Raw genomic sequence first — 12,518 nt, 5'->3', positions numbered from 1 at the left:
GTACCACTAGAAAAAGCACAAGTATACTAGCACTCATGACAAAATACATTGGTACAAAACTTTATCAGATCGCTTTGCTTGTCTTACTCATGGTGGGTTGTCAACCAAAATTCCGGGTGACCGAAGTTGACCTGAAAGGAGCATGGAAAACGGATTCCATTTACTCGTATACCAACGGGTTCGTTGAGACGAAAACTGTACCCAAAAATTCTGACGAGATCATCTACGAGTACGACGGATTTGGAACGATGACTATGCGGAAGGAAGCCGAAGCGCGACCCGTTCGCTACCAAATTATTAATGGAGATTCTATGCAGTATGTCGGCAAGACTGGCACTGTGTTAAGTAGTTACCGTATTTTGCATTTCGAACCCGGCAAGCTGGTTCTTCGTAAAATGAATAAACCTTTGTTTTCGGGTAAAAATCAGCTCGTCTACGAAATTCGTCGATTTTCGCTCGCCAGGTAATGTAATGACTGTCCCTTAATTGTCTGGCCAGCTTCCCTATGTTGTGCTACGAATCCCTTCAGGTTTATGCTGTGATATTATTCTAAGTTCAGCTTTCGTAATCCTTTTACATTCGTCGGCGGCAGCCGATGATTATGGCCACCTGATTTCCCGATCACCCCTGGCTATTCTCTACCCGGGGTCGGTCGATGATGTCGTTACGATGATGCACTTTGCCCGGCGGTTCCGGCTGCGGATTGTGGGCCGGGGCAACGGCCACACGGCTTTTGGACAGGCGCAGGTCGAAGGCGGGCTGGTGATTGACCTAGGCAGCCTCCGTCAAATTCATGCGGTAACGGCCGATCGGACGGTGGTCGATGCTGGGGTAGTGCGCCCTGATCGTGCGGGCCACCATCCTGCTGATTCCGGCCTGCGAACGCGCCCGAACGCTCCGCTTGTTTTACCTCGACGTACCGACGATGCTGGCTAACATGCGGGTATTGATGGACGACGGGCGTTTCGATTACATCCGGGGCAACGGCGCGTCTGTGCCCGCCGACCGCAACTTTCCGCCCACCGGACTCGCCTTTTTCATTGAAGCCACCTCGTTTTACTCCATGCCCGACGAGCTAACGCTGAACCTCACCTCCGGGCTCCGGTTCATTCCAGGCATGGAGCAGCAGGAAGACCAGACATACGTTGAATTCACCGGCATCGTGGTGCAGTTGATCGCGCAACTGGAAGCCGCCGGGCTAGGTCATCTACCGCACCCCTGGCTCGACCTATTCGTGGCCGATTCGGTAATCGACGACTGTGTAACGCAGACCATCGCCGAGTTAAATCCGGCCCAGTTACTGCCCGGCTCGCTGCTGTTATTCTACCCCTTCGTGCGGTCGCGGCTGAAACGTCCTCTATTTCGCGTTCCCGATGAAGAGCGTTTTTTTCTATTCGACATCCTGCGTACGGTACCGTCCGACCCGGCCGTCATCGAAGGTATACTGCCCCAAGAACGGCGTTTCTACGATCAAAAGCGGGTACTTGGGGGGTATTTCTAAACCATCAGCGCCGTACCGATGCAGGTCTGTGACTGGATAGAACACTTCCACTCACACCAGCGCCTTCTAAAAGACATGAAGCAACGGCACGATCCCACCCACTTGCTTTGTGCGGGTTTGCCCCTCTTGCAGTAAAGGAACCGTTGCTTCGATACCATAATGAGCGATCCCCATACCACTGCCTTACCCGACGTGCGCGTTACGTTCTTCTTCAAACTCTGCAAAACGGCGCTGGCAGCTATTGTTATCTTCAACGTGCTGTTAATGGGTCTTGAAGTGGCGTATACTACTTATGGTGTTTGACAGAAATGATAAATCAATGTCTCACAATTCGCTCCTCCTTGAGACAAGTGAGATTTACTTATGGAATATAAGTCGTTTCTCCTTGGCCTGATGATGATTTGTAAGGCGGTAAATTGTTGACTAAAATGCAAAAGAGGCATACGACTGGGTTCACTACTGACATACGGCTGTCACTCCCCTAGCTTTTCTTTGTCTTGTAAATCAATCGACAACTTCAACAAGAGCAAGTCATGGAAAATACAGCGCAGCTTAGCCAAACGACGGATCAGATCGTTATCTCACCCGAGCAACTTCTTGCCCATTGGCAGGGACACCGGGGACTCACCCGCCGGTTGATCGAGGCTTACCCCGAGGAGCACTTCTTTTCGTATACGCTGGGTGGCATGCGACCTTGTTCGGCATTAATTGATGAAGTTTTGCAGATGGCCGACCAAAGCATGCAAGGCGTTATTTCAGGTGAGTGGCCTTCCTTTAGCGAGGGGGTGGAGGTACAGCCTAAAGTAACGACGAAAGAGCAGGTGCTGGACCAGTGGGATCGGGTGACCCAGAAGATTAATGCCCACTGGCCGCAGATTCCATCCTCGCGTTTCCAGGAAGTCGATAAGGCTTTTGGGCTGTATGAAGGACCTATCTACTGGTTTCTTTTCTACCTGATCGATAATGAAATTCATCACCGGGCTCAGGCTTATGTCTACCTACGCACGCTGGGTGTAGAGCCGCCCGCTTTCTGGGATCGTCTCCAGGTATAATCCGAATGAAGCCCGGATAAGCCAATTGAACGGCAAGGCGTATGCATAACCTAGTCGATGAACATAACCTGTTTTCCGGATGAACACCGAAAAGAGACCCCTGCTGACGCGAGCAACACCCGTAACTGATTTTTTAGACTATTACTCCCATTCGGTGTTTCTTTAAATCAGTGATCGGCACTCATTTTCATTTCACCGTAGGCCTGATGAAGTTTTGTAAGGAAAACCCAACCAAAACGTTTCGCAATGCAGTGCAGGACTTTTCATACATCTGCTTTAAAAAATGGGCATTTAATTGGATGGTTTGTTTTGATACCTGTCAACTACAAATCGTCACATACTAAGTTTCGTGTCCGGATATTTAGGACCAAATGAGTTGGTCAGTATCAAGGGCTTTTAGATCGTAACCTGCGGTTTAGCTACAACGAAAAGCAGTTTGGAAACTCCTGGTCGGCTACGGATGCTGACATTTGCATTGAACTAGTTCAACGAAAGCAATGCCGCAATCCGTAAGATTTAAAAACCGGACCTGGGAGGTAGCCGCCAACCTGTTCTTCCCGGAATCGTTTGATGAAAAGAAGAAATATGCCTCCATCGTCTGTGTGCACCCCGGCAGTAGCGTAAAAGAACAAACAGCCGGTTTATATGCGGCAAAGCTGGCATCGCAGGGTGGTTTTATCACGCTTGTTTTTGATGCGTCGTATCAGGGAGAAAGTGGTGGAGAACCCCGGTATCTTGAAGATCCGGCTACCCGTATAGAAGACATACGCTGTGCCGTCGATTATCTGACCAGGCAGCCATTTGTAGATAGCAGCAGGATTGGTCTGCTGGGAGTATGCGCGGGTGGAGGGTATGCCGCTAATGCCGCCATGACCGAACGACGGATTAAAGCAGTGTCAACCGTTGTGGCGACAAATGCAAGTCGAGCATTCAGGGAATCCAATCCGTTAGAGACATTAGAAGCCGTTGGTCTACAACGTACTGCAGAAGCCAATGGCGCTGAAGAACTCATTACCAATTGGACACCTAGTTCGGTTGAAGAAGCCAGACAGTCGGGAATGGACGAGTTTGATATGTTAGAAGCCATTGATTATTACAGAACACCAAGGGGTGAATACCCAACCTCGTGCAACAAACTACGCTTTAACAGTATGTCGGCCCTGATTATGTTCGATGCTTTTCATTTGGCCGAATTTTTTCTGACACAACCCTTACTGGTTATCTTTGGTGATAGAGTAGGGGCTTTTGGCTCATACCGAGATGGCTTTGAATTGTATAACAAAGCGGCTTCCAAAACTAAAAAGATGCATATCGTAAAAGGGGCCAGCCATTACGATTTGTACGACCAGCCAGAAGCCACTGGCGAAGCACTTAATCAACTGATTCCGTTCTTCCGGGAGCATCTTGCCTAGGGCGAAGTCGTAGCGCATGGCTTATACAGCCGGAACAACACTATCCATTAGAGAGAAAGCACCCCAAAACGTGCTTTCTCTTTAAATCTGCAAGACGAGCATGAACGCCATCAAATCCATTATACAGTTTCATAGGTTGGCTTCGCTACCGGATCCCCTGCACCCACTGGTGAGCATTATTCATGTGGAAGATATTCGCTTGGCAAAGGATGCGTTGTGGGAACGCTTTTACCTGGATTTCTATACGATTTCGTTAAAGCGAAATGTACAGGCAAAAGCCAAATACGGTCAGCAATCGTATGATTTCGACAAAGGTTTGATGAGCTTCACCGCCCCCAAACAACTGCAATCTCATGAAAAGGTTGACAGCTCTGAGATAAACAAGGATCTTGGTACGGGGTATGTGCTATTGCTGCACCCTGGTTTATTAGGTAAACATCCGCTCGCGGTAGCCATCAAAACGTATGGTTTCTTTGATTATGCTGTACATGAAGCATTGCATCTGTCCGAAAAAGAAGAGAGGAATATCATAGACCTATTTCTGAAAATAGAGGAAGAATACCAGCATATCGACCCCTACACCCAGGATATAGTTCTTGCCCAAGTTGATGTGTTGCTCAGGTATTGTAGGCGTTTTTACGAAAGACAGTTCATTACCCGCAAAACGGGCAGTAATGATTTGCTCAGCAGAACTGAGCAGTTGCTGAACGCTTATTTTGATAAAGAAGAAAGCCTACGGCAAGGCTTGCCCACTGTTGACTACCTGGCAAACGAACTGCATTTGTCACCCCATTATTTCAGTGATATGCTTCGCTCGCTGACCGGGCAAAGTGCACAGCAGCACATACACCAGAAGCTCATCGATAAAGCGAAAGAATACCTGTCCGTTACGGATTTATCGGTTGCTGAAATTGCTTACCGGCTCGGCTTTGAATATCCGCAGTCATTTAATAAACTATTTAAGAGCAAAACGGACCAGTCACCGCTGGAATTCAGGGCTTCGTTTAACTAGTTGATTGCAACTATCAATTGGGACCACCCTGGTGCATTCAAATATAAAATAGGATTGTAAAATGCTGATTGACAAGTATAAATGTTCGTTTTAGTAAGGAATAAATGTTGCTGTTTAGGTGCGTGTAAAAAGCCGGTACGCCAGAGCGGGCCAATTTTGATACTCTTAATACTTTAATCGACGTTAAGACCATCTTGGCCCGATATACAGCGATCAGCAACCTAAATTCACACTTATTCCGTGTACTATACGCTACTTTGGCAAGTAGCGCTCTTACTGGGCAGTGAAATATACATAACTAATTGATTGACAAGATTTTACAGGCTATGCGTGTCGGATATACCCCCAACTGTGTTAACTACCCCACTGTGGGTGGCTGGTTATAAAGAGCCAAAACATTCTCCATTTTGGCCAGATATTCCCCATCTACCTGCCCGATGCACCATTGTTTCTTGAGCCAAGGCTTGAGCTTGCTTTTTTTAAGCCAACTGAACCGACTCGTCATCAATGTGAATGTCAAGTTTGACCAACCGTTCGTTAATCAGGGCCACTGTCCAACGTGTCCGCTCATTAGGTGCCTGACTACAAACTAGTTGGGTTATCTGGGCTTCGACTTGCTGAGTCACATTGCGAGGCTGGCTGGGCCGGGATTTTTCGCTGATAACTCATTGCAATCCGTTCTCTCGATAGCGTTTTCGCAAGTTATGAACTGTGTCAAACTGATGCCTAATAAGTTACTGTTCTGTTCGGGATGCTGCCCTTGATACGAAAACGGCAAGACTCTGGCCCGGTTAAGCTTGCTAACTGAATCTTTACCTTTACTGACTAATTCGTCGAGTGTTGTCTGACCGGCTACCGACAAGACGAACGGAGTAGCAATTATACCCATGCCACATGGGCTAACCAGTTTGTTCTAACCACTAAATTGGAAGAATACCAGCCGTTTTTAATCGCTTGGTTTTGGCAACATACCAGGGAACGGGTTCAACCGGAGCGGTTCCGCAGTTCAAATATGCTCTGATCGCCTGCGGATCGGGAATATGATTGAACAGTCCGTGTTGATTCAGCGTCAGCCCGAATCGACCGGCGAGTTGCTTGCCTATGCCGTGGCAGTGAAACGAGTGAAAACTGCCGCCGGTGTCCACACCAACCAGATCGTACCCGAGTAATTCCTCCGCCGAATTGGGAACCTCCCGGATTTTCTCACTTAGATTCTTCCAGATACCGAATCTTCCTCCCTTTACTTCTTCGTGGTCGAAATCGGCAATTAGTGATTGGGCATCTAACTCGCTTAAATAGATAGCCTGAGTGTACAAGTCATCCCGATTGGCGAAGAATAGATTTTTGAATTCCTGAATGGTTTCCAAATCCGAGAATGCATCGCCCCATCTTATCTTACCTTCGTTGTATTTTTTGACGGTCCAGGCTTGTATTTCTCGTATTATTCTGGCGTCAAGTCCAAGGGCAGTTTTCTCGGTTTCTGTAAGTCGATCGTTAGCCGGACTCCAGCACCAGTACTCAAAAACATGGGTATTTATGCAACCACTGCATGTTTGCACAATTCCATTAGTTTCAGGACTCCACCCAAACAATTTGTTCTTGATCAGAAAGTAGCCGCCCAGGTAATAGGGATCCATAATATTGCCGTTAATTCATAAGTAGTCGTGGTTTTATGGGTCTGGGCAAACATATAAAACAGGGTTTAAATCTTTTGCTGTGAGTGTTGTCCTTGATGTAAAAGCTGCAAGACTTTGGCGCGAGGCATCTTACAAGCTGATTCTTTGCCTTTCCGAAGGAGCTGATTAAGCGTTGCGAGATCGGCTTCCGGCAGCACAAACGGTTTGACGTATTGGCCTATGCCGGAAAGATAAACATATTTGTCTAGTGGACCCTGAACGCTCAATACTAGGACTCAATCTACCTACCCTTTTTCCCTTCAACTGCTGTTTGGGACAATTGCGGGTATACGGAATTCTACATGGCTGACTTTAAGAAGGTATACGAGAAATGGAGTGAAAACACTAAGTAGCTAAAACTATTCCGTGTTGTATAAGTGGCGTGACTGTTGCAAAAGTCGAAAAGCGGTTCGGTTGGTTCAATATATGAGTACTACGTAGCCAAACTTTACTTCGAAAACTATACGTTGAGCCGGGTAGTCCAGACGTGTACCGACTTTGGCAACAGCCATTGGCACCATGTTAAGCTAGACCTAGAATTCAAACACTCCTGTAAACAAATTTATAGCTCTAGGAGCAAACCATTAAGTTTTTGATTCCACTTTTTCTGTTCCGATTTATTAAGAGAATGATTGGTTTCTTCATCATACTGTAGACCCATGAGCTTTGCGTTAGTTAGATGGAGCTGGAATACTAAATTTATCTTCTCCTTGTAGGTGTCTTTCAATAAGACTGTTGATAGGATAGCCTTTTTGAACGTTAACGCATGTATCCGAGCAATATCAAAATGGCCCTGTTCATGAGCTAAGAGTTCATCACTTCGTTGAGTCGGTTTTACCCAAGAGTTCCCTCTTAACCGAGTAGACACCTGCAAATTAAGACTAACCTGGCTTCCTCCTATGGAAATTACTTTATAGGTGTAAACAATCTGGTAATGGGTCATAGCAGCATAGTTTGACGTGGGATCGACAGGACCGCTAAAATCCTCCCATTTCAATTTTCCATTCGCAATTATCTTACTGGTATACTCTGATTGAGCCTGACTAAGCAGAGGGCCAAAAGCTGTTGAAAGGAGCAACAATATAAATTTGCTTTTGAGCCAACGTGGTAAAATCATAGGCATTTGGCTATGAATATTCGTTGATATTTAATGCGAACGTAATGGCAAAACTGATGGACTTGTTATTTTATAATCAAGCGTTATGATAGCCCATAAGCGGTTTTAGGCAGTACTTTACTCGCAATTTATAAGGTCAATCTACGGATATTTCCTTAACACAATAAATAGGTTTCTTCTCCACTTTCCAAAGGACAATCCGGCCTGTTCCTATGGCTTGTATAAAGGGGTCAGTTTTGATTAAATCTCTTAAAATAGGATAACTTATACAAATTGACTAAATAAAATACAATTTTTACCAAGTGATCTTCCCTTTATTATTTACAGGCTTTGGCTTATTCCACTATAGACAAATCCATTCCATGCAAATCAAAATAAATCGTTTTCACCTTCAAACCAACTATAGTGTAGTTTTCGTATGCATTTAAATTAAATTGTACTTATCATAGTAAGCGTTCAGAAAAGGTAACTTTTTCGTGAACGCTTTTAGACACTGATAGCAAAAGTTAGGCTATTTTTGTGCTCAACGAAGAGCATCCATATGACCAAGCCCTTCTACTAGGCGATTTCAGCGCTGACCTGTCGGGAAATCGCTTGAATGGAACGGTACTAACTGTTAGCGTTCCATTCGACACGTATCTACTTAGGGATATTAAACCACAAAAATATAGCTTCTAAGCAATAGTGAGTGGGCCTTTACACCTTCAATAAACGATGCTACTTTAACTCTGTTGCCCTCTGCCACCGCTCATCCAGTCCTTATACCCTGTAAATTAGTGATGGGCTCCGGGCGGAATTAGCTTACAAGTGAACTGACTGATTAGGTTGTAATCCATCGGATCAGCAGGTAAGGCATTTTTAACAAGATAGAACATACTCAATTCGTTCAGGCTTGGGATCTGGCTTTTTTATTTAGAAACAGGACTTATCGGGGACAGTCCACTACATTAATCAAGTCATTCATATACACAAATCCGTCGTTTATGATCATTTATCGGTATCGATAAATCCAACTATCTACTTTTAAGGAATAAGCGCCATACTGTTGACTCACCGCTATACCTAGTGTTTTGACAAATTGACGTACTTTGAGTAGCCTTTCCAGTCTACCCATGCTGCGTACGATAGCCCTGATAAAAATCCCCCTGTTCATTTACCTGCTGTTGATAGCCGTGTTTTCCTGCACAACCACCGATTATCAAAACAGTACGACTAGAGTCGATACCTTATCCGTTCGTGCGACCCCTGACCGCCCCAAACGTCGGTGTCAACATGTGGTATGGCATGCCTATAACACCAACTACTACACCTACACATTTAATTCAAGCGGGTGGTTAAGCGCGTGTTCAGCTGTTGAACACACGTTTAATCTGAAGGATTATCCCCTCAAACAGCAACTACTCTATACGAAAGCAGGTGTACTGGACCGGGTACGGGATGAGCGGGGCTTCAGTAAATACAATTACAGGAACGGACAATTGGTGGGAATCGACTTTTTTCAGGATGGTCAGCCTATCTACCGTTATCAGGTCAGCACCAATGCGATGGGCCAGATTATAAGGCTACAGGGAATGCCACTAAACAACAGTGGCCTGATGGCTTACTCGACCCAATATGAGCTGGATAAACAGGGGCGGTACGTGCAACTCGACGTGCGAAACGACCGGAACATTCTTTACTACCGTGTCATTCGGCGGGACTTCAACTCCTTGGCATCCAGTCCTTATCAGTTAATACGGGGTGTGCCGTATGATCTGAACATACACCCTTGGATTACTTGGGGAGAGGTGTTTCCCATCAGCCGCGAAATAGCCCGGCACGTAGAAATTTACCGGTACGCGCGCCCCGAAATGCCCAACAAATTAATCAAACGGTCAGACATATCGCTTACTTGGCGAACTGACACGTTGGGCTACGTAACCGGGCAGTTCAGCACCGATGCACTGACGGGCATCCGAGATACCGTTTTAATCGACTACCTTAACTACCCCTGACCCATGAGTGACCCGATCAATATCCTGATTATTGAAGATGAAGCGGTGCTCTCTATGGACCTGAGCGATCTGCTGGAAGAAGAAGGCTATTTCGTGATTGGGACGGCCAACAACGGCCCCAAAGCCCTGAGTTTGCACCAGCAAAATCGGCTTGATCTGGCCCTGTGCGATATTCATATTAAAGGCGATTGGGACGGCATCGAAACGGCGGAACGTCTGCTGACCGAACGGCCCATTCCCATCATCTTCCTGACCGCCCTGACTGATAAAGTCACGCTCGACCGCGCCATGCGGCTCTATCCATCGGCTTACCTGATCAAACCTGTCACTGTACCCGGCCTGCGGGCTGCCATTGAGCTGGCCCTACGAAACTTTACCCAATCGGTGACGACTGCGCCCGAACCGCGGCCTTCCCTGACCAGTCTGCCTGCGCGCAAAGAGGAAGCCCGAACCGAGCCCATTCTGCGGATTGATGACGCGGTATTCATCAAACATAAATATCAGTTCGTCAAAATCAGTCTCGATGACATTGACTATATCGAAGCCGATGGTTCTTATACGACGTTAGTGACCCCCAAGCACCGCTACGCCCTGCGGCTGACCATTAGCCACGTAATCGATCGGCTTAGCTTCCCCCGTCTGGTTCGCATTCACCGCTCCTATGCGGTAAACCTGAACCGGGTGAGTACATTCAATGAGCGGGAAGTGTGCCTCTCCACGCTGTGCCTGCCGCTGGGGCGGCTCTACAAGACCGACTTTTTACGCCACTTTAATATTCGGTAATTCTATGCGTACCGGTCTGCTCCTTTTTTTGCTGTCGCTGGGTATCAGCAGTTGGGCACAACCCCTGCAGCCCATTGATTACGATAGTCTCTATCAACGGCGGATGGCAGGCCTGTCGCCTGTGCAGCGATTGGTATGGGCCGATAAGTATGTCAGTTACCTGAATGAACATTCCCGATTTGCTGACGCCAGAACCTTATTACAGGCTTCGCTGAAAGTAGCTCAACAGGCTCATTTGACCGCCTGGACGGCCCGATTCTATGAGTTGTCCGGGTATATTGAAATGACCAACGGAAATCTTGTCCGGTCAATTGATTTTTTCCTCCAGGCACTGGCTATCTACCAGGCCACCTATGCTTTTGAACAGCAACAAAAACTATGTGTTCATATTATCGGAGTCTATAGTAGCCTGCAGAATTTAGCCAAAAGACAGCAATACAATCGGCAGGCAGCTACGTTACAACGCGAGTATCATCAGTTGTCCATGCTGCCGTTTACATATGCAGATAAGGCTGATGATTTCGTAAATGTCGGAAAACTGGATTCTGCGCTGGCCTATGGTCGAAAAGCCATGACCGTTTTATGGGTGACCCGGAAATGGCAACAATTTTATAGTCACCTGGATGGCTACGGCGTTCTGTTGACGGATGGGGGGCAGTACCACGAAGCCGAAAAAACCTTTCGTCAGTGCCTGGCCTACAGTCTCCAGCAGGGAGATCCGCGACGGGAACTCTACGCATACATCCACCTGCCCGAACCGTTGCTACACCTGGGCCGACTGGACGAAGCCGCACACTACGCAAAACTGGCCCTGAGCCGCATTGTACACGACCCTGAACGCCAGGATGAACACAGAACGCAGGTCTATGAGTCCCTAACGCACATTGCCGAAGCCAGGGGCCAGTACAAGCAGGCACTGGTCTACGAACGACTGAGTAATCAGTACCGGAATGCCATGCTGAGTGTGGAGAAAAACAGGCAGATTGCCGAAGTAGAAGCCCGATACCAGACTGCTCAGAAACAGGCCCGCATCAACCAGTTAAGTATTGATAACCAGCGTCAATTAACCCAAATCAGTTGGCAGGCGGTTGGACTCATTGCCCTGATTGCCCTTCTGGCCCTAGCCCTGTGGCAGTATCGCGTTATTCGGCAGGTGAATGCCCGGTTGAGAACCTCCAGCCAACTGGTTTTCGAAAACAACCGGCAGATTAGCCAGCAGTCCGACCGGTTGGGCGTACTGATGCAGGAGTTGCACCACCGGGTCAAAAATAATCTGGCCATCGTGTCGAGCCTGATGCGGATGCAATCTAAACGACTCGATGACCCCCGGGCGGTACAGGCCGTACAGGACGGGCAACGGCGGGTAGAAGCCATCTCGCTGATTCACCAACAGTTTTACCAGACCGAGAATCTGGCCGATGTGCCCATCAAAACCTACGTGACCGAACTCACCGAGAACCTGTTGCTGGGCTACGGGTTTGATCCCAACACGTTCGACTGTCAAGTCGAGGTAGCTGATATCCATCTGGATGTGGATGTGGCTGTGCCACTGGGTCTAATTCTGAACGAAGTGCTGACCAATGCCTTCAAGTACGCATATACCAACGTAGCCAACCCTAAGTTGACCGTCCGGCTCAAGCCAGTAACGGATAGCCCGGCGACTGGATTACTCATCGAGGTCCAGGATAATGGTCCCGGACTGGAGGGTCCCGGTCGGGCCGACGCTCGGCTGGAGCGCTCAACCCCGACTGTTACCCAGCGAAAAGGCTCCTTTGGCCAACGACTGATTCGTGAATTGACCGGCCAATTAGGGGGCGAGATGAGCCTGACGACCCAGCACGGCACCTACTTTCGGCTGTGGATTCCAACCCCGGTGTAACGCTTCTGCCCGAGCCTGTTTTGGTCCGATCTTTTAGAATATTTATATGTTGCTTTTTTTATTTATTACCAAAATCCGGTCGTTTGTATGCC

The 12,518-nt window shown here is 47.5% G+C and carries 14 protein-coding genes; 11 read left to right on the top strand and 3 right to left on the bottom strand.

Annotation, left to right across the window (positions count from 1 at the left end; all coding sequences use genetic code 11):
• Positions 1–35 precede the first annotated feature (35 nt).
• From CWM47_RS35375 to CWM47_RS35350, 8 genes are all read left to right on the top strand, one after another.
• On the top strand, positions 36–467 hold the full coding sequence (locus tag CWM47_RS35375) for a hypothetical protein (protein ID WP_100993206.1): 432 nt from the start codon (positions 36–38) through the stop codon (positions 465–467).
• Between the two features lie 43 nt (positions 468–510).
• A complete protein-coding gene (locus CWM47_RS35370; RefSeq protein WP_157816166.1) occupies positions 511–936 on the top strand; it encodes an FAD-binding protein in 426 nt (141 codons plus the stop codon).
• Positions 848–1,501 carry a hypothetical protein gene (locus tag CWM47_RS35365; protein WP_170069482.1) on the top strand — a complete coding sequence of 218 codons (654 nt, stop codon included), beginning with the start codon at positions 848–850 and terminating at the stop codon, positions 1,499–1,501. The genes CWM47_RS35370 and CWM47_RS35365 overlap by 89 nt, the downstream gene beginning before the upstream one ends.
• Positions 1,502–1,660: 159 nt before the next feature.
• Entirely contained in the window at positions 1,661–1,804 is a 144-nt protein-coding gene (locus CWM47_RS38550; protein ID WP_157816165.1) for a hypothetical protein, read from the top strand.
• Between the two features lie 230 nt (positions 1,805–2,034).
• Positions 2,035–2,553: a DinB family protein gene (locus CWM47_RS35360; RefSeq protein ID WP_100993203.1), complete on the top strand. Its 519-nt coding sequence runs from the start codon at positions 2,035–2,037 to the stop codon at positions 2,551–2,553.
• A gap of 140 nt (positions 2,554–2,693) precedes the next feature.
• Positions 2,694–2,897 (top strand): DUF6434 domain-containing protein, encoded by a 204-nt coding sequence (locus CWM47_RS40515; RefSeq protein ID WP_394342034.1) that lies wholly within the window; start codon positions 2,694–2,696, stop codon positions 2,895–2,897.
• Positions 2,898–3,050: 153 nt separating this feature from the next.
• A complete protein-coding gene (locus CWM47_RS35355; RefSeq protein WP_100993202.1) occupies positions 3,051–3,965 on the top strand; it encodes an alpha/beta hydrolase in 915 nt (304 codons plus the stop codon).
• 100 nt (positions 3,966–4,065) lie between these two features.
• Positions 4,066–4,977: a helix-turn-helix domain-containing protein gene (locus tag CWM47_RS35350; protein WP_100993201.1), complete on the top strand. Its 912-nt coding sequence runs from the start codon at positions 4,066–4,068 to the stop codon at positions 4,975–4,977.
• Positions 4,978–5,456: 479 nt separating this feature from the next.
• On the opposite strand, the gene CWM47_RS38545 is transcribed toward CWM47_RS35350, so the two are convergent.
• The 3 genes from CWM47_RS38545 to CWM47_RS35335 form a co-directional block, all read right to left on the bottom strand.
• The gene (locus CWM47_RS38545) at positions 5,457–5,603 is read right to left on the bottom strand and encodes a hypothetical protein (RefSeq protein WP_157816164.1); all 147 of its coding nucleotides are present in this window, start codon (positions 5,601–5,603) and stop codon (positions 5,457–5,459) included.
• 294 nt (positions 5,604–5,897) lie between these two features.
• Positions 5,898–6,614 carry a hypothetical protein gene (locus CWM47_RS35340; protein ID WP_100993199.1) on the bottom strand — a complete coding sequence of 239 codons (717 nt, stop codon included), beginning with the start codon at positions 6,612–6,614 and terminating at the stop codon, positions 5,898–5,900.
• Between the two features lie 601 nt (positions 6,615–7,215).
• Positions 7,216–7,776, bottom strand: a complete 561-nt coding sequence (locus tag CWM47_RS35335; protein ID WP_100993198.1) for a DUF922 domain-containing protein — start codon at positions 7,774–7,776, stop codon at positions 7,216–7,218.
• A 1,106-nt stretch (positions 7,777–8,882) separates the two neighbouring features.
• Here CWM47_RS35335 and CWM47_RS35330 point away from each other — a divergent pair.
• Genes CWM47_RS35330 through CWM47_RS35320 form a run of 3 tightly spaced genes read left to right on the top strand, consistent with a single transcriptional unit; the run spans position 8,883 to position 12,426 of the window.
• Complete coding sequence (locus tag CWM47_RS35330; RefSeq protein WP_100993197.1) at positions 8,883–9,764, top strand: hypothetical protein; 882 nt, start codon at positions 8,883–8,885, stop codon at positions 9,762–9,764.
• 3 nt (positions 9,765–9,767) lie between these two features.
• The gene (locus tag CWM47_RS35325) at positions 9,768–10,547 is read left to right on the top strand and encodes a LytR/AlgR family response regulator transcription factor (protein ID WP_100993196.1); all 780 of its coding nucleotides are present in this window, start codon (positions 9,768–9,770) and stop codon (positions 10,545–10,547) included.
• Between the two features lie 4 nt (positions 10,548–10,551).
• Complete coding sequence (locus tag CWM47_RS35320) at positions 10,552–12,426, top strand: histidine kinase dimerization/phosphoacceptor domain -containing protein (protein ID WP_170069481.1); 1,875 nt, start codon at positions 10,552–10,554, stop codon at positions 12,424–12,426.
• Positions 12,427–12,518: the final 92 nt, after the last annotated feature.

Origin of the sequence: Spirosoma pollinicola (assembly GCF_002831565.1) — a bacterium.
GTDB classification, from domain to species: Bacteria; Bacteroidota; Bacteroidia; order Cytophagales; family Spirosomataceae; genus Spirosoma; species Spirosoma pollinicola.
The sequence above is the reverse complement of the archived record's forward strand: the minus strand, read 5'-3'. Positions and strand labels throughout refer to the sequence as shown.

What these genes read in the sequence shown, in the direction of transcription:
- CWM47_RS35375 (WP_100993206.1), top strand. Translation starts at nt 36, where the DNA reads ATGACAAAATACATTGGTACAAAACTTTATCAGATCGCTTTGCTTGTC.
- CWM47_RS38550 (WP_157816165.1), top strand. Translation starts at nt 1,661, where the DNA reads ATGAGCGATCCCCATACCACTGCCTTACCCGACGTGCGCGTTACGTTC.
- CWM47_RS35360 (WP_100993203.1), top strand. Translation starts at nt 2,035, where the DNA reads ATGGAAAATACAGCGCAGCTTAGCCAAACGACGGATCAGATCGTTATC.
- CWM47_RS35355 (WP_100993202.1), top strand. Translation starts at nt 3,051, where the DNA reads ATGCCGCAATCCGTAAGATTTAAAAACCGGACCTGGGAGGTAGCCGCC.
- CWM47_RS35350 (WP_100993201.1), top strand. Translation starts at nt 4,066, where the DNA reads ATGAACGCCATCAAATCCATTATACAGTTTCATAGGTTGGCTTCGCTA.
- CWM47_RS35340 (WP_100993199.1), bottom strand. Translation starts at nt 6,614, where the DNA reads ATGGATCCCTATTACCTGGGCGGCTACTTTCTGATCAAGAACAAATTG.
- CWM47_RS35335 (WP_100993198.1), bottom strand. Translation starts at nt 7,776, where the DNA reads ATGCCTATGATTTTACCACGTTGGCTCAAAAGCAAATTTATATTGTTG.
- CWM47_RS35330 (WP_100993197.1), top strand. Translation starts at nt 8,883, where the DNA reads ATGCTGCGTACGATAGCCCTGATAAAAATCCCCCTGTTCATTTACCTG.
- CWM47_RS35325 (WP_100993196.1), top strand. Translation starts at nt 9,768, where the DNA reads ATGAGTGACCCGATCAATATCCTGATTATTGAAGATGAAGCGGTGCTC.
- CWM47_RS35320 (WP_170069481.1), top strand. Translation starts at nt 10,552, where the DNA reads ATGCGTACCGGTCTGCTCCTTTTTTTGCTGTCGCTGGGTATCAGCAGT.